We start from the raw sequence: 18,801 nt of genomic DNA on the forward strand, positions 1-18,801 counted from the left end.
TATAGAGGTGCATTTCCATGCCGATGGGCTCCGAGCATCCGCTGCGAAGGGAACTTCACAACGAGCTCCACGCGCGGCCGTCGCTTTACTTCGATGGCGACACGGATGTGTGGCACGTCGCCATCGTCGGAGAAAATGCCCCTCCTCAGATACCAAGTTCCCTGCCGGGATTGGAGGATGTCTCCACGACCCGCGAGGGCAACCACGGCATCGGCCGCATCGGCGACGGCCGGCTGAAGTGGGAGGCTCATACCGAGTTCCTCACCCTGACCTTCGTCGTTCCCGCATCGGCCGAGCCCGGCAGCAATCCGCCGGAAGCGTTTCAGGCCTGCTGCCGCCAGATCGACGGGAAGATCATCGCGGCCGTTCGGGTGCTGGTGCGGGACGAAAAGGACGGGCAGCGTCCGGAAAAACCGAGGCTCGACTATGTCGCCTCTCAGGTCGGCGGCGGCGATGCGGAAGTGCATTCGAACTTCCGGCTGACCGACAGCGGTTTCGTCGAATTTCTGTTCTTCAACCGCAACCTCAATGCCTATCGCACCGGCCGCATGGTCAGGCGTTTCCTGGAGATCGAGACGTACCGGATGATGGCGCTGCTGGCGTTGCCGATGGCACGCGAGACGGTGTCGAAGCTTTCCGTCTTCGACCGGCGCCTCGACCTGCTGATCGCGCATATGCAGAGTGCGGTCAAGGTCGACAAAGCCCTGCTTTCCGAGGTCACCAAGCTCTCGTCGGATGTGCTCAATTTCTCCGCTCTCGCCCGTCACCGCTTCGGCGCGACGAAAGCCTATGCCGAGATCGTCGCAAGCAGATCGTCGGAGCTGCGCGAGGAGCGCGTCGAACAGCGCCAGCGGATCGGCACCTTCATCGACCGGCGCTTTCAACCGGCCGTCCGTGCGGTTCACGCCGCCGAACGCCGCCTCGATGAACTGGCCGAACGTGTGAGCCTGGCCGGCGACCTGCTCAGAACCACCGTGCAGGTTCAGCTCGAAGATCAGAACGCCTCACTGCTGACATCAATGGAAGAGCGGGCGCGCATCCAGGTCCATATCCAGCAGGCGGTCGAAGGCTTCTCCGTCATCGCCATCACCTATTACACCGTTGGCCTCGCAAAGATCTGCCTGGAAAGCATCTCCGAACTGGGCGTCGATCCGCACGTGTCGAAGCTCGCCGTTCTCGGCGCCATCCCGCTCGTGCTTTTCGCCGTCTGGGCGGCAGTTCGTCATGTTCGCAAGAGCATTGCCGGCCACTCTCACGGTCCCGCATCAGAGAGCCACTGAGGCGACGCTGGCCGATGATCGCTCACCGCCGCCCTTTCGAGGCGGCGGCGTTTTCTTGCCTGCTTCGGCAGGACGTCAGGATGCCATCGCTTAGTGGCGATGTTCCGATGCCCGGCCGCTGCCCGTTCTGAACCGCCGCAGCAATTCGGCAAGGCTTTCGGTTTCATGTGTCAAGCTCTGCGCGGCCGCCGTAGTCTCCTCGACCAACTGAACGCGATCATCCCGCTTTCCGGATATCGTTTCGACAAACTCGTCGACGGGCACTATTTCTGCAGCTTGCTCCGTGCCGGGGAGCGGCTACCGCAACATTCCTTGAGGCTCTTCCCTGAACCGCAAGGACATGGATCTTTGCTCCTGCGCTGCAGGCGACCGATCAGAGGGAGAATAGCTGCGGTCGGCAAGAATGCGGCGACAAGAGTGATCAACTTGGCTGAAATGCCAGGGACAACGCGGCGACGGCCGGAGTTGAAACCGCTCCAGGCCCGCTCAGCGACATATTCAGCGTCCAGCTTGGGCAATATCTTGAAGAGAGCCGCCCGGTTCGCGCCGGCCTTTTCAAGGAATTCGGTGGATACCGGTCCGGGCGCGACACATGTCACGGTAACGCCAAAGCGGCGCACTTCCTGATGGAGCGCGTCCGAAAAAGAGTGCACGAAACCCTTGCTTGCGTAATACAAAGCCATGTACGGCCCGGGAACCAAACCCGCTATGGAGCCGAGATTGATCACGCCGCCACGTCCGCGCGCCAGCATTCCAGGCAGGAAGCGAAGGGTCATATCGGTCAGGGCGCGTATATTGAGATCGATGATCCCAAGCTGATCGTTGACGGGGAGTATCGTTGCTGCACCTCGCAGACCATACCCAGCACTGTTGACCAGGACGCCGCAGACCAAATCGTTGGCGGTTAGAAAAGCCTCGAGACGCGCCGACGCATCGGCTGCGAAGAGATCCAGCTCCAGCGTGAACGCCTCGCCGCCGGCCTGCCGTACGTCGGCCGCCGCAGCGGCGAGGCCTTCAGGCGAACGCGCGACGAGCACGACGACATTGTCTTCACGTGCCGCAACCTTTGCAATTGCTCGTCCAATGCCGCGGGAAGCCCCAACCACGACGACAGCCAAACGAAACTCATCCTGCACGGTCATTTCGACGTCCCTACCGTCGACATGATGGTAGGGGTTCCGCTCTGGGCGAGGCTTTTTACTTCGTCGGCGATCTCGCCGTTCAAGATTCTTTCGAACCGTTCTAACGCCCGAGCGACATTCGCTCCATCCATGACCCTGTGGTCGTAGTGGATGCGGACAGCAACCGATCCATCCTCGCCGATTGGACCGTAGTTGAGAAGTGTGGTCAGTGGGGTGATCGGGTTGAGGGACTCCGCTCCCAGGCCCGAATAGACAGACAATTGGAACGTGCCGAAATAACGCGCACGCTTCCGCCCGATATTGAGCCCGAGCCACATGAGCAGCCACCTCACAGGGGCAGGTGCGCGAGCGAGCTTCAGAGAGCGCCGAAACTCCTTGATCTCCAGAACCGGAAGTGACCTTGCTGCGCGGATCAGCGTCTCCAGCTGGGAAATGGAGCGCTGCTCGGGACCTTTGATGATGCTCAGCAGAACGACCCGCTCTCCGTCATGCTCGCGCTCATGGGCAATGGAGGCCACACTGGCCGGATATTCATAGAGCTGCGGCCTTGGAAACTTGACATAAGCGCGCCGCAATTCGGGAATTTCTTGAGAGAGTAGGGCGTATCCCTTCAAGAAAAGCACAGTCCAGGACGGCCGGGCATCCGGTCCGTCTCTGGCATCGAGGAGCGGCCGAAGGTTCATTTGCCGCTGGACCGTCACGCGTGGCACCCCGATCGAGAATCTCATCAGATCTCCAACAAGTCGTCGCGATGCCGAGAGCTTGATCGTTCGGCCTCTCATCTAACCACCTCTAGTAAAGATAAGGGATGATGCGCTTGGTCTTCGCCATATACGCTTGGTATTGCGGGCCGAAAACTTCCAACATCATACGTTCTTCCTTGTCCACCCTTAGGAAGAATAGAACGGTGAAGCCGATCAGGCCCGCCATGCCTGCCACCCAGTTCGACAGCAGAAACGCTTGTGAAAGCCCCATCAGAAGGAACGACGTGTACATGGGGTGGCGGACAAGGGAGTACGGGCCAGCGCATATCAATTCGTGCCGCTGGCGGATCTCCAGCGTAATCGACCAGTTTCGTCCCAATTGCTTGTGGGTTCTTCGAAAGACCCACATTGCGGCACAGAAGAGTATTGTCCCGATCACGACGGCCCACAAATGGGCGGTATAGTCGGCCACCTCAGGGATGCCAGTCGCGACGTAAAATCCCGGCACGATCGCAAGCCCGACGAGAGCTGCAGCAAGCCCGACCGCCTCCGAACCGGTACGGCGGTTGCTGACGACCGGCACTCGCTTCGCGCGACGCTCAAATGGGTATCGAATGATGCACCATGCCACAATTCCAAGAACCCAGACCATCTCGCCGACGACGGCTACTGATAAATTCAAATCAAGTCACCAGAACCTTTCTATGATCGGCCTTCCGCGATCGCCAACGCCCGCACGCAATCAACCTGTATTCATCTCCCGCAGAGTTGCAATGAATTGTTGCGGCCTTAGCCAAATGCCGGGCGCCTTATAACCCATGTGCCGTGCGATATCCGCCACGAAGGCGTTGCAATTATAAACCGTCGCCTCCCAGAGATGAGTGGTTGCCTGCAGTTTGCGTATATACGCAACTGTGTCGCGATATTCATCATCAGTCAGCATCACACGCCAGCTTGCCGACCTGTACTGCTCTTCCAGGTCACCATCCGTTGCTCCGGTCGAGGCCGGAACGGGTATGAAATGGCCTAATACATAGGGCGCGGCATTGTCAGAAGCTGGCGCAAGTCCGGCGACTTCGGGATTGATCATATTTCCGTTCTTATCCGCCCGCCCAAAAACGACGTAGGTGTGGCCGTAGGTCAGCGCATAGCGTGAGCGGAATTCGATGAAATACCGATTTGCTTTGTTTTCAGCCGCATTGGTTGGAGCTACGCCTCTGCCATTCGACGTATAATGCGGTAGAGGCCTTTTGTCTTCTGTCTGGCATGAAGATGCCATGACCGCCAACATAACAACTAGCGACACACCGCCTCTTCCAAGCGCCATCACTAAGCTCCATATGCAGGCCCCGACGAATGGGAGCCCGAAGTCAGCATATAAAATGCCACTCGTGCGCTGTGAGTTGCGAAGGAGCGCAAGCCTGGCGGTTTATGGTGCAAGAAGAGGAAGGGTCTATGTGACCCTTCCTAAGAATCAAACGCGATATGCTACTTGTAGACTGCTTCTGCCGGCGGTGGGGCCTTCCCCTTGCCTTTGCCAATCGATCCGCAAGCACTCAGATTGGCCACCGCAAACATTGCAACGATTACGATTAGAATTCTGCTCATCATGAAGTCCTCTCCTCATCATGGGATAGCTTTTTGAGGGCTACACCTTAAAGTTTAGCGACAATCAGCACCCTGGATAGGGCGGTTATGATGCAACATGCAACGAATCTACATTAGCAGATACATATTGCCATAGCCAACCCTGCGATTTCAAATGGTAAACGCCATCAGATGACAACCACGCGTGTACCTATGCGTGCACGAGAGTAAAGGTCGACGATGTTTGCGTTCGTCAAGCGAATACACCCATTCGAAACTGCACGACCTATCGACCAGGGGGCATTCGTTCCGTGCAACCGGAACAGGGTATCTTGTCCACCTTGGTAGAGGTAGAGGGCCGCTGCACCGAGAGGGTTGAGCGGTCCTCCCGGTATCCCATCGGCATATTGGGCTAGCCGGGGTTTGCGCTGAATCATGTCATTGGTGGGCTTCCACGAAGGCCACTCTGCCTTATGGCCGATAGTGGCCTCGCCCTTGAAACTCAGTCCTTCCTCTCCGACGCCAACGCCATAGCGAGTCGCTTGTCCGTCAGCCTCCACGAAGTAAAGGTAGCGGCTCGCCGTATCGACGACGATAGTTCCGGGCGCTTCGCTCCCCGTATACGCGACCTCCCGTCGTCGATAGCGGGGATCGACATCCGGATCCATCGCAAATCGGTAGCGCAGCGGCGGCCCATCGCCCGAAGTACATCCAGAAAGCATTAGAGCCAGGCTCCCCAGCACGAGCCCCCGGCGTGTAATATGGTGTTTGTCCATTTCCACCTGCCAAGTAATTCGGTCGATCCCGTTCATTCCAAATTAGCCCGTTCATTCCAAATTAGATTGCGACATCTTTTGACAAAGACACTCAACGCTGTGGAAGATGAGTTCGCAACACTGGCAACATCCGAAGCTGCGCAATACCATGCGCTTCTATTTATCCGGGAAACCCCTTGCATCAATAATCGCGCCGATCGAATATTAGCACATCAACAAGGACAGAGACGATGAAGCTTTGCCTGGAAGGAAAAATCGCAATCGTAACGGGCGCAGGTTCCGGAATTGGTGCCGCCGTTTCCCGACAACTCGCAGAGGAGGGTGTTGAGGTTGTGGCTGCCGATATCAATGCTGACGCAGCACACGCGATTGCCGCCGCAATCAGATCAGAGGGAGGCCGCGCCTGTGAATTTGCAGTCGATGTCAGTGACAGTGGAAGTGTGCAGAGACTTATCGATTTTACCGTTGAGACATGTGGCGGCTTGGATCTGGCGGTCAATAATGCCGGAATCGATGGGGTGCGCGCAGCGGTCGCAGATTATCCGCTCGACAATTGGCACAGGGTGATGAACGTCAATCTCAACGGCGTTTTCTATTGCATGAAGTCCGAAATTGGCGCGATGCTTAAGCTGGGTGGCGGCGCAATCGTGAATTTGTCTTCCACTCTCGGGTCCGTTGGATTACCCACCGCGGCGGCATACACCGCAGCCAAGCACGGGGTTGTTGGGCTGACGAAAGTCGCTGCGATGGAGTATGCGAGATTGGGTATCCGCATAAATGCCGTCGGTCCCGGCTGGATCGAAACGCCACTTTTGTCAGAGCACCTTGAGGCGGCGAGTACGCGACGCATGGCATCGCTTCAACCAATGGGCAGGCGTGGAAAACCGGAAGAGGTCGCGACGCTTGTGTGTTTCCTCTTGTCCGAGCAGGCCAGTTTCATCACCGGGGGGCACTATTTGGTAGACGGGGCCTATACCGCTCATTGAAGAAAGGGTTTGAGAGGAAGAGCGATTCCAGACTGTGTCCATTTGCCTGATGACGTGCTGCGGACCTGTCGGCGGTCAGTGTTCTCCCCTCGGGTCTCTCCCCTGATCTGTGATCGGCTATCTATGGATGAGCGAAATAAGTTTCTCCATGGAGCCTACTTTGGGGGTTCTCCCGAACAGCAAGGCCGGACATGACGGGCGGGCATCGCCACTGGCGGGACTAGATCAAGGCGCGGATTGTGTTGGAGAGTTTGTGGCCGGGCTTGACGATAAATGGTTGTGGAGCGCTATGGACTGACGCCGAACCACCTGTCTTTCTGGCGAACGATGGCGCGGTGTGGCAAGCGCATGTGCGGGCCTCCAAATACGCCGGTCTTCTTCCACGCTATGGCCTGGCACGAGCCGCTAGTGGCAGCTTCCATTCAAATCTAATCTCGTTGGTGCTGAAGAGCGAGTGGTCGCATGGTGCGAAATGGTCGGCGGAGTAATTACGCGCGCTCCGCCGGCGCCGATCGTCTGGGCATTGGCAGCAGAGATCGATATCGCCAAGGCGATGGATGCAAGCGTGGCCGTTTTCGTGAATCCCGCTGCGCAATTCGCCTTCTTCGGCGCAAATCCACCGAACTTGAAGGACATCACATCAAACTTGATGTGATGCGTTTAAGATTTTGCTCTTATAGAAATTAGCGTCCGCCGAAGCCGGAGCTGACGGTAATGCCCTTGTAAATCACCCTCTGTAGCACGATGGCCAGCACGACACCCGGCACCATGGAGATCGTCGCACCGGCCATGATGTAGTTCCAGGCGGTTCCCTGCTGTGTCTGGAACAGGGTGAGCCCGAGCGGCAGCGTGGCCATTTCGACGCCGCTGGTGGCGATCAGCGGCCAGAGGAAACTCTTCCATTGTGCGATGAAGGTGAATAGCGCCAGCAGGCCGATGGCCGGCATGGCAAGCGGAATGATGACCGTAACCAGGATGCGCAGGCGCGAAGCCCCGTCCATCATCGCCGCCTCGTCGAGATCCTTGGGAATACCGAGGATGAACTGCCGCAGCAGAAAGGTGCCGAAAGAGCTGAAAGCGACCGGCAGGATCATGCCGTGATAGGTGTTGATCCAGCCGAACTTGCTGACGATGAGGAAGAGCGGAATGACCAGCATGACCTGCGGGATCATCAGCGTGGTGAGATAGGTGAGCAGCAGACCCTCCCGGCCGGGAAATTTCAGCCGAGCAAAAGCGTAGGCAGACAGACAGGAGACCGCAATCACGATTGCCGTAACGCCGCAGGCGACCACGAAGGAATTCAACAGGAAGGCTCCGAACGGCAGGGAAACCACGGCTTCTACGAATGTTCCCCAATGATATTCCTCGGGGAAGATGCGGACCGGCACGGCCATCACCTCGGCATTGGAGCGCACCGCGTTCGACACCATCCAGAAGAACGGGAAGAGGAAAAGCAGCGCGATCAGCGAAAGCCCCGTGTAACTGGCGAAAGAGCCGATGCGCCGCAATAGGCGGTGACGATGCTGGGACACGGAATGCGGATGCCGTGAGGTCGGATCAGTCGTCATAATGCACCCATTTGCGCTGCATGTGGAATTGCAGGATGGTGAGCGCCATGATCATGACGAACATCACCCAGGCGAGAGCCGAGGCATAGCCCATCTGGAAATTGGTGAAGCCCTTCTGGTAGATGGCAAAGCCAAGCGTGGCCGTCGCCGATCCCGGCCCGCCGCGCGTCATCGCAAAGATCTCGTCGAAGATCTGCAGCGAGGTGATGGCCGTCATCACGGTGCCGAAGAAGATGGTCGGCGATATGAGCGGCAGGCGGATGCGCCAGAAGCGCTGCCAGGCATTGGCGCCGTCGATCGTCGCCGCCTCGAGATAGTGCTTCGGCACGAGGTCGAGCGCGGCGTTGAACATCACGACGTTGTAGCCGACATTCGCCCACAGGGTGACGAGCACGATCGCCTGCATGGCCCAAGTCGAGCTCAGCAGGAAATTCGGCAGGCCGAGGCCGAGCGCGCGGATGATGGTGTCGGCCAGCCCGTCCGGTGTGAAGATGAGCAGCCACACCACCGACGCCGCGATCGTCGGCGTGAAGGTCGGCAGGAAGAAGATTACCCGGAAGATCGCCTTGCCGCGCTTCAGGCTCGATATCCAGACCGCCAGCGTCAACGAGATGACGAGGTTCAGCGCCAGATACTCGACGGCGAAGAACAGCGTGTTGCGCAATATGGTGTAGAAGGCCGGATCAACGGTGAAGAGCCTGATATAATTCTGAAAGCCGACGAAGGACGGCGTCGAGATCAGCTGCCAATTGGTGAAGCTGAGCGCCAGCGACGCCACGATCGGCAAGGCCATGAAGACCATGAAGCCGAGGAAGCTCGGCAGCAGGAACAGCATGGCTGTCTGCGTCTCCGGCTTCAGGAAGCGCCGGGGCCGACCGGGCTGCAAGGAAACTTCGGCAACAGCGCTTTGCGACATGTGTTCCTCCATGCGCGGCAGGTCCTGCCGCGGGCGGGCGCTAGCGCGTCCTGTCGGACGCGCTCGCTTTATTGCTGCGCGAGGCTCTGGATGGACTCCATCGTCTGCTTGGCATCGGCGCTGCCGGCGAAAGCCGGCGGGAAATACTGGTTGAAGAGGTTTTCCACCGCTGCCCAGTTGTTGGTGATCACGTAGGGCACGGAGTGCGCCAGGGAATAGTCGATGGCCTCACCGCCATTGGTGATGTCCTTGGCCGCCACCTTGTACCAGGCGGATTGCGCCGCCGTGCGCGCCGGCAACGCGCGCCCCCCTTCGGCAAGATAGGTCAGCGCTTCGGGGCTTGTCAGCACCTGAATGGCCTTCCAGGCCGCATCCTTGTTCTTGCTGGACGTGGAAATACCGAAGCCGGAGCCCGCTGTGACGGCCGAGAGTTCGCCTTCGTCGCGCGGCAGGGTGGTGAGGCCGATCTTGAACTTGGCCTGGTCCTTCATGCCGATGATCGACCAGGGGCCGTCGATATACATGGCGACATTGGCCGAGTTGAACCGGCCCTGGACGACATCACCGGGATCCGCGCCACCCGAGGGAACCAACGGCGCGATCTTATCCTTGGCGGCGAAACCGATCACTCTCTCGGCGGCTGCAACCGCGCTCGCACTGGTCAAGTCAAGCTCGCCGGCGTCGTTGACGTATTTATCGCCCCAGGCCGCGGCCAGGACCGAATAGTTGGTCGGAGTGATACCGAAGCCGTACTTGCCGTCCTTCGTCAGCTTCTTGGCGGCATCGGTGAACTCGGCAAGTGTCCAGCCTGGCTTCGGTAGCGGAACGCCGGCGGCTTCGAGCGCGTCCTGGTTATAGTAGATGACCCACGGACCGACATCGTAGGGCAGGCCGTAAAGCTGCTTATCGACGGACATGCCGCCGATGATCGAGGGTGTGAAGGCGCCGACGTCGAACTTATCGGCCTCGACCCGGTCATTCAGGGGCTCGAGCAGCGAATAGAAGTTCGGCATGCGCAGCGACTGCATGGAAACGATGTCGGCGAGCTGTCCCGATGCCGCCAGCACCGGCAGCCGCGTCCAGTAGTCGACCCAGCCCGTCGTCGTCAGCGTCACCTTGATATCGGGATACTTGGCGGTCACCATCTCTGCCAGGTGCTGCCAACTCTTGGTGTCGGTTTCGGAGCCGGTCCACATCTGCCAGGTCAGGTTGACCTGCTCGGCCGATGCGGCTGTGGCAAAAAGACTGCTGCCGATAGCGGCAAGCAAAAGCGTTTTCTTCAGAACCTTCATGGGTTTCTCCTCCCTCCATGAACGCAAGGACACGCGAGTGCGATCGAGCTCACGCCTTCAGGACGATCTCGATCACCGGCACGGTAACGTCCGGGCGCCGGACCGGCAGTTCGAGCGTGATCATGCCTTCCGGCACCGTCACGCCGATATTGGAATCAACATCTTTGGCATGGCTCAACCAGTGCACCTCGCTGGCGTCATGCAGGAATTGCGCATAGGCGATCCTGTCGGCGAGACCTTCGATGTGGATGTGGCGGTAAGGCCAATTGTAGACGTGCAAATAAAGGCGGTTGCCGCGCTGGGTATAACGGCAGCCGGCCGGCACCGGATAGCGGGATGGCCCTGCCCCATAGATGGAACGTCCGTTGACGGCCATCCAGTTCTGATAGACCTCGAGCGCGCTGATGGCGCGCGCATCGAGCGTGCCGCGGCCGGTCGGGCCGACATTCATCAGCAGGTTGCCGCCGAGCGCGACGGAATCGATCAGCAACTGGATGATCTGTTCCGGGCTTTTCCAAGTATCTTCGTCGCGGTGATAACCCCAGGAGCCGCTGAAGGTATGGCAGGCTTCCCAGAGCACCCCCTGGCTGGCGATGGCGGGGGCCACACGCGGCGTATACTGCTCCGGCGTCGTCACGTCAGGCAGGGTGCCGGGCGGCAGATCGAGGCGGTTGTTGACGATGATGCCGGGCTGCAGCTCGCGCACCAGATCCACCAGGCGCTCGCTCTCCCAATCGGCGCGCCCCTTGCCGGGCAGGCCGCGATATTCGCGCCCGGGGTAGCTGAAATCGAACCAGATGATGTCGATGCGGCCGAAGCCGGTCAGAAGCTCGCGCACCTGTTCGCGCATATAGGCAGCGTAGTTGGCGATGTTACGGCCGGCATTCAGGGCCTTGGCGTCGGGATGGTTGCGCAGCGGATGGTGAACGTCGATCGGGAAATCGGGATGGTGCCAGTCAAGCAGCGAATAGTAGAAGCCGATCTTGAGCCCTTCGGCGCGGAAGGCTTCGACCAGCGGCGTGAGCAGATCTTTGCCGCAGGGCGTGTTCGGCGCCTTGTAGTCCGTCACCTTGCTGTCCCACAGGCAGAAGCCTTCATGATGCTTGGTCGTCACCACGACATATTTCATGCCGGCAAGGCGCGCCCGGCGGGCCCATTCCCTGGGATCGTAGAGATCGGGATCGAAATTGTCGAAATAGCGCTGGTAGTGGTCGTCGGTCAGCTCTTCGCGGTTCTTCAACCACTCGTGCCGGGCTCCCAAGGCATAGAGGCCCCAATGGATGAACATGCCCAGGCGATCCTGGCTGAACCAGGCGTGTTTCTCCGCCCCTCCCGATGCCGGATTTTCCGGCTGGCGTTCCGAACTCGTCACAGGTTTCTCCTCCCTGTTTTCCGGCTCGACATCATATCGAACCGGTTCGGTAAATGATCATCTCGCCTGATCCGATGTCTGTCAAGCCGAAATTCGCGATCACCAGATCAGAAAGGCAAGCCCCGCAAAACAACTGATTTGAAGCATAAATGTTGCGCCGACCAATAAAATCGGACATAACAAGGCATTAGAACCGGTTCGACAGACATGACCACGATACGAGACGTAGCGCGCCTTGCGGGGGTTTCCATCTCGACCGTCTCGCTCGCGCTCAACAGCCCGAAGCGGGTCGGCGTCGAGACGCTCGACCGCATCCAGCAGGCGATAAAATCGACCGGTTACCGCATCGACCCGGTGGCCCAGACGCTGGCGCGCGGACGCAGCTCGTTGATCGGTTTCGTTTCGGCCAATCTCGGCAACATGTTCTTCGGCGACATCCGTCGAGAGATCGAGCACCAGGCGCTCGACCACGGTTATTTCGTCCTGATCGCCGACTCCTCCGGCAGGGCCGATCTCGAACGGGCGCTGCTGGAGCGGCTGGAAGCGCAGAAGATCGCCGGAATTGCGCTGGCGGCAAACGGGCACGGCGAGGAGTACGCGACGTTCCTGCGCGACTTCAAAACCCCGATCGTGATGTTCGACCAGAAGGTGGAAGGGGCGGAACGCGATTTTGTCGGTTCCGACAACCCGCTTACCACCACCATCCTGACCGAACATCTGCTGCAGCTCGGCCACAGGCGCATCGGTTTCATCTCCGGGCCGAGCGGCCTGCACACTGCCGACGAGCGCCTGAAGGGTTTCATGAACACGATGGCCGGCGCCGGTGTGGACATCGATCCTTCGCTGGTGGTCGAAGGCGGCTACACCCGGACTGGCGGCCATGCACAGGCGATGAGCCTCTTGACCCGCCGCGACCGGCCGACCGCCATCATCGGCGCCAACAACATGACCGGCCTAGCAGCACTTCAGGTCATGCAGGAGATGGGCTTCCGCTGCCCTGACGACGTGTCGCTGGCGATGGTCGACGACGTGCCCTGGAGCAATGTCATCACGCCTCGCATCACCATGGTGGTGCAGGATGCGCAGAAGCTCGGGGAATTGGCGGCACAACGCCTCCTGGCAAGAATAGCAAGCCCCGAGGGCGCCGCCGCGCCGCCTGAAGATTTCATCCTGACGCCGAGATTCGTACGCGGAGAATCGACCAGGCGGTTGTGAGTGCTTCCACCGGTCCTCACGCATATGCCAAACCGGCGTCGAGAGATGTAAGCGCAGTGCCGGATTTTCTCTCGTCGGCCCTTATCCATTGAAAGGCGGCAAAATTTGTCATACATGTGTGATGAATCGTGAATTTCGCAATGCCGCGCGTTTGAACGGCATTCGGATCGAGGCCGATGCGGGGGTCAAACGTGGCAATGCAGGTGAAGGATCGCAGCAAAGGCTCCGGGTCGCTGGTCTCACAGGTTGGCGAAAGCCTCCGGCAAGCCATATCGAGCGGCCAGTATTCCGCCGGCGACAAGCTTCCGAGCGAACACGAGCTGACCGAAACGCACAGCGTCAGCCGCACCGTCGTGCGCGAGGCGGTGGCCGCACTTCGCTCCGACGGGCTTGTCGAGGTGCGCCAGGGAGCGGGGATTTTCGTGCTCGGTGCCGATCCCGCGCTCTCCGCGCGGAAAGTCGACAAAGCCCGCGTCGCCTCCGATCTTGAGGTCCTCGAGATCAGAACACCTGTCGAAATCGAGGCGGCGGGCCTAGCGGCCCTGCGCCGCTCGCCGGCACAGGAGGAAGCGATATTCGAATGTCATCGGAAAATCCTCCAATGCATCGAGAGCGATCAATCCATTCGCGATGCGGATCTCGAGCTCCATGCCGCAATCGCCGAAGCCACGAACAATCCGCTGTTCAGGCAGTTCCTGGAATCGCAGGGCTCTGCGATCATCCCGCAGTCGAGGCTCGTCCCGGAATCGAGGACGGCCGAACAGACCGCCTATCGAAAGCTGATCCACAGGGAGCACGAGGCAATCGTCGTCGCCATCTCGGACAGGGACGAGCAGGCCGCCCGCAACGCCATGCGCGACCATCTGGTCGGAAGCCAGGCCAGGTACCGCAACTTGCTGAGGGATCTGCGAAGCTTTACGAGCTGACATCCGATCCGGAATTGCGTGGAAGCGGACTGATTATGTGCGCACGGCCGGCAGGCGCCGGATGTGGCTCGAGGCGCTTGGCGCAAGGCCGCTCCTGAGCGTGGCAGTTGGCGCGAATTGTCCGTTATTTGTCCGGCGCGCGCATTTTCCCCTGTCTTCAAATCGCCGAATATGACTTCATGATCAACCTGCATGGAGCAAAAAATGTCCGGCCATGATACTGTCCTTCTCGTTATCGACGCTCAGGAGTCCTTCAGACACCGCGATTACTGGGATGAAAACCTCGCTTCCGCCTATATCGATCGTCAGCAGGCTCTGATCGACGGCGCGCAAGCCGATGGAATACCCATCATCCAGATCTTCCATGTCGATGAAAATGGGCCGTTTTCGGAAGCATCCGGGTTCGTCAGCACACTCGCCCCGCTCAGGATCGCTCCCAAGGCGACGTTCAGGAAGAACCGCCATAGCGCCCTGGTCGGTTCCGGTCTCGACGTGTGGCTGACCGAGAACGGCGTCCGTCGTATCCTCGTCTCCGGCATCCGCACCGAACAGTGCTGCGAGACCACGACCCGCCATGCCTCGGATCTCGGCTATCAAGTCGACTATGTCGGCGAAGCGACCCTGACCTTCCCGATGACCGATGCCGCAGGACGCACCTGGAACGCCAAGGAAATCCGGGACCGGACCGAACTGGTCCTGTCGGGCCGTTTCGCTCGGATCGCGACCGTCGAACAGGCCCTGGCTGGGCGCGGAAAGTCGCTCGCCGCATGACGGACGCCGCGCAGCCCTTCGATATTCCGGTCTTCGTCGTCGTGCCGCCGCGCGTGCTGCTGCTCGACGTGGCCGGCCCGATCGAAGTGCTGCGCAAGGCGAACCTCGAACAGCGCACAGTGCGCTTTACCGTCGCCTATATCGGCCCATCGGCGACGGTCGGCAGTTCGATCGGCCTTGCCGTTACGGGAGTCGCCGCAATGCCGGAACGCTTGCCCGATACCGCGCTTGTCATCATTGCCGGCAGCGCCGATGCCCCGATGAAAAACAGCGCCCCAGGGAACGAACAGGAGCGCGCCGACCAGGCTGCCATCGTCGCATGGCTGAAGCGCGCCATTCTTCCGGGAATTCGTCTGGTCTCGATCTGCTCGGGCGCATTGCTCGCTGCCGAGGCAGGCATGCTCGACGGCCGCGATTGCACCACCCACCATGCCTGCATAGAGGATCTGGTGAGACTCGCACCCACCGCGCGCGTCCGGGACAACCGGCTCTATGTCGAGGATGGAGACCGCTTCACGAGCGCCGGCATCACCGCCGGCATAGACCTCATGCTGCATATCGTTGCCGAAGCAGCAGGACATGCCTGCGCGCTCGCGGTGGCGCGATATCTTGTCGTCTATCTCAGGCGCGGCGGCTCGGATCCGCAGCTTTCGCCCTGGCTTGAAGGTCGCAACCATATTCACCCGGTCATTCACCGCGCGCAGGATGCGGTGGTCGCCAACCCCTCTCACGACTGGTCGGTGGCGTCGCTTGCGCACCTCAGCGGTGCCAGCCCGCGCAACCTTTCACGGCTGTTCAACGAGCAGACAGGCATGAGCGTTACGGATTTCGTCAACCTTATGCGCGTGGCTCTTGCCCGCGAGATGCTCGCCGGTTCACGGCTGGACATGGAGGCCGTCGCGATGCGCGCCGGCTTCGGCTCGGCGCGGCAGCTCCGCCGCGCCTGGAATCGTCTGAATGACGGCCCGCCGAGCGCGGCGCGGTCGAGGCTGCCCGTCGGTTCATAGACTGCTCGCCGCCGGTCACCAGATCGCGATGACGATCGCGGACATATTGTCTCGCAGATTTCACATTGAAGCGCTTGCCGCGATGGCTTGATGCTGCATGCGCTCGGATAGAGATCCGTCTGGGCACAAATCTATGGAAGGGACGGCGCATCTGGCTTAAGAAACGACTACGCGCCCGTTGCTCCCGCGATGAGGGATGTATGGATGGAATTCGACGGGCTGCTTACCCATCCGCGACTGAAAGCTAGTTGAAAGCTTCGACGTCATAGGAAGAGGCAGCATCGTGGAGGAGACACGGGTCAAGGTGGCGAGACGACGATGCTAGCAAACCACAGGAGGAGATTTCCATGCGTTCTTCACGCAGCCTTTTTCACACCGTCGCTTTTTCGACGCTTCTCGCCGCAGCATCTTTCGCGACCAGCGCCGCACATGCGGCCGATAAGATCACCATCATGGTCGGCGGTTATGAAAAGCAGATCTATCTGCCCGCCAAGCTTGCCGAATCGCTCGGATATTTCAAGGACGAGGGTCTCGACGTCGAACTGCTGAACGAAGCTGCCGGCGTCGATGCCGAAAATCAGCTTCTGGCCGGCGCCGTCCAGGGCGTGGTCGGCTTCTACGACCACTGTGTGGACCTGCAGGCCAAAGGCAAATTCGTCGAATCCATCGTCCAGTTCAGCCAGGCGCCGGGCGAAGTCGAGATGGTTTCGAGCAAACATCCTGACATCAAATCGCCGGCCGACTTCAAAGGTAAGACCCTCGGCGTCACCGGTCTCGGCTCGTCCACCAACTTCCTGACCCTCTTCATGGCCTCGAAGGCCGGGCTGAAGCCCGGCGACGTCGTGACGGTTCCGGTCGGCGCCGGCGGCACCTTCATCGCTGCCATGCAACAGGATCAGATCCAGGCCGGCATGACGACCGAGCCGACGATCTCGCGCATGATCAAGACCGGCGAGGCGAGCGTGCTCGTCGATATGCGTACGGTCGAGTCGACCCGTCAGGCGCTCGGCGGCACCTATCCGGCCGCCTCGCTCTACATGGAAGCCTCCTGGGTCGACGCGCACAAGGAAGAGGCACAGAAGCTCGCCAACGCCTTCGTCAAGACGTTGCGCTACATCAACACGCATTCGTCCGCCGAGATCGCGGACAAGATGCCGAAGGACTTCTACGTCGGCGACAAGGACGGCTACATCAAGGCTCTCGACGACGGCAAGGGCATGTTCACACCGGATGGCGTCATGCCGGAAGACGGTCCGAAGACCGTGCTTGCCGTGCTCTCGGAGTTCTCCAAGAACGTCAAGGGCAAGCAGATCGACCTTTCCAAGACCTACACGACGGATTTCGTCAAGAACGTCAAGTAAGGCGTCGTCGCATCGCTTCCGGCTCCAGCCGGAAGCGACCTCCCGATCGATCCATGGGCATTGCGTGCACGCGCCCAAAGCACGCCTCAGGTATCATCATGCAAAATGACAAGAACCAGATCCCGGCGATCGAGCTGATCAACGTCAGCCGCCGCTTCGTCTCGCCGACCGGCAAGTCCCTTACGGCCTTGCGCGATTTCAACATGACGGTCGACCGCGGAGAGTTCGTCGCCGTCGTCGGCCCCACCGGATGCGGCAAATCGACGACGCTCAATCTTGTGACGGGTCTCGCACGCCCGAGTGCCGGTGAAGTCCGGTTGATGGGCGGTCCGATCACCGGCATTGACCCGCGTGTCGGCTTCGCGTTCCAGACCGACGCACTCTTTCCCTGGAAGAACGTGATCGACAACGTCATGGCCGGTCCGCTGTTTCGGGGCAAGTCGCGCACTGAAGCGGAAAAGAGCGCACGCGACTGGTTGGCCCGTGTCGGCCTTTCGAAGTTTGTCCATCACTATCCCCACCAGCTTTCCGGCGGCATGCGCAAGCGCGTCTCACTGGCACAGACCTTCATCAACGAGCCGGAGATTCTGCTGATGGACGAGCCGTTTTCGGCTCTCGACGTCCAGACCCGCACCGTCATGCATGAAGAGCTCTTGAAGCTGTGGGCGGAGCGCAAGGCCTCGGTGGTGTTCGTCACCCACGATCTGGAAGAGGCCGTCGCGCTCGCCGACAAGGTCTATGTGCTGACCGCCGGCCCAGCAACGGTAAAGTCGGTCTACACGATCGATCTCCCCCGTCCGCGCGTCGTGTCGGAAATCCGCTACGAGCAGAGCTTCATCGACTATTGCAAGACGATCTGGGAGGACCTCCGCGAGGAAGTGGAGACCAGCTACCGCCGCGCGAGCGAAGCGGCCTGAGGGAGGATATCATGGCACACATCACACTTGAGGCCGGTTCGGCCACCATGTTTCGGCCGGGCACGTCGGACACGGAAATCGAGGCATCGGCGCTGAAGGCAATGCGCCGGCGCAAGACGCTGGTGCGCTTTTGGCAGATCGCCATCCTGGTCTTCGTGATCGGCATGTGGGAGCTGTCCTCAAACATGCAATGGATCGATCCGTTCTTCTATTCGAGCCCGAGCGGCGTCGTTCAGCGCCTCTACGAATGGGCAACCGAAGGCACCACGGAAGGTTCGCTCTGGTATAATCTATGGGTGACGATGGAGGAGGCCTTGATCGGCTTCTTCGCGGGTTCGATCACCGGCGTCTTCGTCGGCATCGGTCTTGGCCGTAACCGCTTCCTGTCGGACATCTTCTCCGTCTATATCAAGGCGATCAATTCGATACCGCGCGTCGTTCTTGCCCCCATCTTCATCATGATCATGGGTCTCGGCCTGCCCTCCAAGGTTGCTCTCGCCTTCATCATGGTGTTCTTCGTCGTCTTTGCAAACGCCTTCCAGGGCGTGCGCGAGGCCGACCGCAATATGATCGCCAATGCCCGCATTCTCGGCGCCTCGGACTGGCAGGTCACCCGCACGGTGGTCATTCCCTCGGCGATGAGCTGGATCTTCGCCAGCCTGCACGTGTCCTTTGGTTTCGCGATCATCGGCGCAATCGTCGGCGAATTCGTCGGCGCCCGCTTTGGGATCGGTCAACTCATCTCGATCGCCAAGGGTACCTTCGATGCCGCCGGGATGTTCGCGGCAATTCTCCTCGTCATGGTCGTCACGCTTTTTGCCGAATACATCATGACATTGATCGAGAACCGCCTGGCGAAATGGCGTCCGCAGCAGCACCTGGATACCCAGTGATCCAATCGACTTCCTCCCAAGGCAGATCGAACAGAAGGCCGGGCGCCATGCCCGGCCTTCTCTCAATCTTGGAAAGAGCATTAGTGCG

General features: G+C 59.9%; 20 protein-coding genes. 10 read left to right on the forward strand and 10 right to left on the reverse strand.

Going from position 1 to position 18,801, the window contains the following annotated elements; all coding sequences use genetic code 11:
* The first annotated feature begins 17 nt into the window (after positions 1-17).
* On the forward strand, positions 18-1,280 hold the full coding sequence (locus G9X67_RS31500; protein ID WP_171600484.1) for a DUF3422 domain-containing protein: 1,263 nt from the start codon (positions 18-20) through the stop codon (positions 1,278-1,280).
* A 263-nt stretch (positions 1,281-1,543) separates the two neighbouring features.
* Here the strand turns inward: G9X67_RS31500 and G9X67_RS31505 are convergent, their stop codons facing one another.
* The 6 genes from G9X67_RS31505 to G9X67_RS31525 all read right to left on the reverse strand — a co-directional run bounded on the left by G9X67_RS31505 (position 1,544) and on the right by G9X67_RS31525 (position 5,489).
* Positions 1,544-2,422: an SDR family NAD(P)-dependent oxidoreductase gene (locus G9X67_RS31505; RefSeq protein ID WP_138332645.1), complete on the reverse strand. Its 879-nt coding sequence runs from the start codon at positions 2,420-2,422 to the stop codon at positions 1,544-1,546.
* Positions 2,419-3,204, reverse strand: a complete 786-nt coding sequence (locus G9X67_RS31510) for a 2-oxo acid dehydrogenase subunit E2 (protein WP_138332643.1) — start codon at positions 3,202-3,204, stop codon at positions 2,419-2,421. Before G9X67_RS31510 ends, G9X67_RS31505 begins: the two co-directional genes overlap by 4 nt.
* A 10-nt stretch (positions 3,205-3,214) precedes the next feature.
* Positions 3,215-3,808, reverse strand: coding sequence for a protein-S-isoprenylcysteine O-methyltransferase (locus G9X67_RS31515; protein WP_246705482.1), 594 nt, complete (start codon positions 3,806-3,808; stop codon positions 3,215-3,217).
* 60 nt (positions 3,809-3,868) lie between these two features.
* The gene (locus G9X67_RS31520) at positions 3,869-4,453 is read right to left on the reverse strand and encodes a hypothetical protein (RefSeq protein WP_171600485.1); all 585 of its coding nucleotides are present in this window, start codon (positions 4,451-4,453) and stop codon (positions 3,869-3,871) included.
* A gap of 161 nt (positions 4,454-4,614) precedes the next feature.
* Positions 4,615-4,734: a hypothetical protein gene (locus G9X67_RS35230; RefSeq protein ID WP_018243378.1), complete on the reverse strand. Its 120-nt coding sequence runs from the start codon at positions 4,732-4,734 to the stop codon at positions 4,615-4,617.
* 167 nt (positions 4,735-4,901) lie between these two features.
* Complete coding sequence (locus G9X67_RS31525; RefSeq protein ID WP_171600586.1) at positions 4,902-5,489, reverse strand: L,D-transpeptidase; 588 nt, start codon at positions 5,487-5,489, stop codon at positions 4,902-4,904.
* Between the two features lie 230 nt (positions 5,490-5,719).
* On the opposite strand from G9X67_RS31525, the gene G9X67_RS31530 reads away from it, so the two are divergent.
* Together G9X67_RS31530 and G9X67_RS35350 are read left to right on the forward strand one after the other, a co-directional pair.
* Entirely contained in the window at positions 5,720-6,475 is a 756-nt protein-coding gene (locus tag G9X67_RS31530; protein WP_171600486.1) for a glucose 1-dehydrogenase, read from the forward strand.
* 523 nt (positions 6,476-6,998) lie between these two features.
* A complete protein-coding gene (locus G9X67_RS35350; RefSeq protein WP_281385746.1) occupies positions 6,999-7,130 on the forward strand; it encodes a hypothetical protein in 132 nt (43 codons plus the stop codon).
* 28 nt (positions 7,131-7,158) lie between these two features.
* Here the strand turns inward: G9X67_RS35350 and G9X67_RS31535 are convergent, their stop codons facing one another.
* From G9X67_RS31535 to G9X67_RS31550, 4 genes are all read right to left on the reverse strand, one after another.
* Positions 7,159-8,043 carry a carbohydrate ABC transporter permease gene (locus G9X67_RS31535; RefSeq protein ID WP_171600487.1) on the reverse strand — a complete coding sequence of 295 codons (885 nt, stop codon included), beginning with the start codon at positions 8,041-8,043 and terminating at the stop codon, positions 7,159-7,161.
* Positions 8,033-8,959, reverse strand: coding sequence for a sugar ABC transporter permease (locus G9X67_RS31540; RefSeq protein ID WP_042954711.1), 927 nt, complete (start codon positions 8,957-8,959; stop codon positions 8,033-8,035). Before G9X67_RS31540 ends, G9X67_RS31535 begins: the two co-directional genes overlap by 11 nt.
* A 68-nt stretch (positions 8,960-9,027) precedes the next feature.
* Complete coding sequence (locus tag G9X67_RS31545) at positions 9,028-10,251, reverse strand: sugar ABC transporter substrate-binding protein (protein ID WP_171600488.1); 1,224 nt, start codon at positions 10,249-10,251, stop codon at positions 9,028-9,030.
* Positions 10,252-10,300: 49 nt separating this feature from the next.
* Positions 10,301-11,623 carry an alpha-L-fucosidase gene (locus G9X67_RS31550; RefSeq protein WP_171600489.1) on the reverse strand — a complete coding sequence of 441 codons (1,323 nt, stop codon included), beginning with the start codon at positions 11,621-11,623 and terminating at the stop codon, positions 10,301-10,303.
* A 207-nt stretch (positions 11,624-11,830) separates the two neighbouring features.
* Between G9X67_RS31550 and G9X67_RS31555 the strand changes: the two genes are divergently transcribed.
* The 7 genes from G9X67_RS31555 (at position 11,831) to G9X67_RS31585 (ending at position 18,713) form a co-directional block, all read left to right on the forward strand.
* Entirely contained in the window at positions 11,831-12,838 is a 1,008-nt protein-coding gene (locus G9X67_RS31555; RefSeq protein ID WP_171600490.1) for a LacI family DNA-binding transcriptional regulator, read from the forward strand.
* A gap of 176 nt (positions 12,839-13,014) precedes the next feature.
* Positions 13,015-13,764: a FadR/GntR family transcriptional regulator gene (locus G9X67_RS31560; RefSeq protein ID WP_171600491.1), complete on the forward strand. Its 750-nt coding sequence runs from the start codon at positions 13,015-13,017 to the stop codon at positions 13,762-13,764.
* Positions 13,765-13,956: 192 nt separating this feature from the next.
* Positions 13,957-14,535 carry an isochorismatase family protein gene (locus G9X67_RS31565; RefSeq protein ID WP_171600492.1) on the forward strand — a complete coding sequence of 193 codons (579 nt, stop codon included), beginning with the start codon at positions 13,957-13,959 and terminating at the stop codon, positions 14,533-14,535.
* A complete protein-coding gene (locus tag G9X67_RS31570) occupies positions 14,532-15,542 on the forward strand; it encodes a helix-turn-helix domain-containing protein (RefSeq protein WP_171600493.1) in 1,011 nt (336 codons plus the stop codon). Before G9X67_RS31565 ends, G9X67_RS31570 begins: the two co-directional genes overlap by 4 nt.
* 347 nt (positions 15,543-15,889) lie before the next feature.
* Positions 15,890-16,903, forward strand: a complete 1,014-nt coding sequence (locus tag G9X67_RS31575) for an ABC transporter substrate-binding protein (protein ID WP_171600494.1) — start codon at positions 15,890-15,892, stop codon at positions 16,901-16,903.
* A 98-nt stretch (positions 16,904-17,001) separates the two neighbouring features.
* Positions 17,002-17,820 (forward strand): ABC transporter ATP-binding protein, encoded by an 819-nt coding sequence (locus tag G9X67_RS31580; protein WP_171600495.1) that lies wholly within the window; start codon positions 17,002-17,004, stop codon positions 17,818-17,820.
* An 11-nt stretch (positions 17,821-17,831) separates the two neighbouring features.
* Positions 17,832-18,713, forward strand: coding sequence for an ABC transporter permease (locus G9X67_RS31585; protein ID WP_062942872.1), 882 nt, complete (start codon positions 17,832-17,834; stop codon positions 18,711-18,713).
* The last annotated feature ends 88 nt before the right edge of the window (positions 18,714-18,801 follow it).

This window comes from Rhizobium sp. WYCCWR 11152 (genome assembly GCF_013087615.1).
Classification (GTDB): domain Bacteria; phylum Pseudomonadota; class Alphaproteobacteria; order Rhizobiales; family Rhizobiaceae; genus Rhizobium; species Rhizobium indicum.

Bases quoted from the DNA above. Each gene is read 5' to 3' on its own strand.
- G9X67_RS31500 (WP_171600484.1), top strand. From the start codon at position 18: ATGCCGATGGGCTCCGAGCATCCGCTGCGAAGGGAACTTCACAACGAG.
- G9X67_RS31505 (WP_138332645.1), bottom strand. From the start codon at position 2,422: ATGACCGTGCAGGATGAGTTTCGTTTGGCTGTCGTCGTGGTTGGGGCT.
- G9X67_RS31510 (WP_138332643.1), bottom strand. From the start codon at position 3,204: ATGAGAGGCCGAACGATCAAGCTCTCGGCATCGCGACGACTTGTTGGA.
- G9X67_RS31520 (WP_171600485.1), bottom strand. From the start codon at position 4,453: ATGGCGCTTGGAAGAGGCGGTGTGTCGCTAGTTGTTATGTTGGCGGTC.
- G9X67_RS35230 (WP_018243378.1), bottom strand. From the start codon at position 4,734: ATGAGCAGAATTCTAATCGTAATCGTTGCAATGTTTGCGGTGGCCAAT.
- G9X67_RS31525 (WP_171600586.1), bottom strand. From the start codon at position 5,489: ATGGACAAACACCATATTACACGCCGGGGGCTCGTGCTGGGGAGCCTG.
- G9X67_RS31530 (WP_171600486.1), top strand. From the start codon at position 5,720: ATGAAGCTTTGCCTGGAAGGAAAAATCGCAATCGTAACGGGCGCAGGT.
- G9X67_RS31535 (WP_171600487.1), bottom strand. From the start codon at position 8,043: ATGACGACTGATCCGACCTCACGGCATCCGCATTCCGTGTCCCAGCAT.
- G9X67_RS31540 (WP_042954711.1), bottom strand. From the start codon at position 8,959: ATGTCGCAAAGCGCTGTTGCCGAAGTTTCCTTGCAGCCCGGTCGGCCC.
- G9X67_RS31545 (WP_171600488.1), bottom strand. From the start codon at position 10,251: ATGAAGGTTCTGAAGAAAACGCTTTTGCTTGCCGCTATCGGCAGCAGT.
- G9X67_RS31555 (WP_171600490.1), top strand. From the start codon at position 11,831: ATGACCACGATACGAGACGTAGCGCGCCTTGCGGGGGTTTCCATCTCG.
- G9X67_RS31560 (WP_171600491.1), top strand. From the start codon at position 13,015: ATGCGGGGGTCAAACGTGGCAATGCAGGTGAAGGATCGCAGCAAAGGC.
- G9X67_RS31565 (WP_171600492.1), top strand. From the start codon at position 13,957: ATGGAGCAAAAAATGTCCGGCCATGATACTGTCCTTCTCGTTATCGAC.
- G9X67_RS31570 (WP_171600493.1), top strand. From the start codon at position 14,532: ATGACGGACGCCGCGCAGCCCTTCGATATTCCGGTCTTCGTCGTCGTG.
- G9X67_RS31575 (WP_171600494.1), top strand. From the start codon at position 15,890: ATGCGTTCTTCACGCAGCCTTTTTCACACCGTCGCTTTTTCGACGCTT.
- G9X67_RS31580 (WP_171600495.1), top strand. From the start codon at position 17,002: ATGCAAAATGACAAGAACCAGATCCCGGCGATCGAGCTGATCAACGTC.
- G9X67_RS31585 (WP_062942872.1), top strand. From the start codon at position 17,832: ATGGCACACATCACACTTGAGGCCGGTTCGGCCACCATGTTTCGGCCG.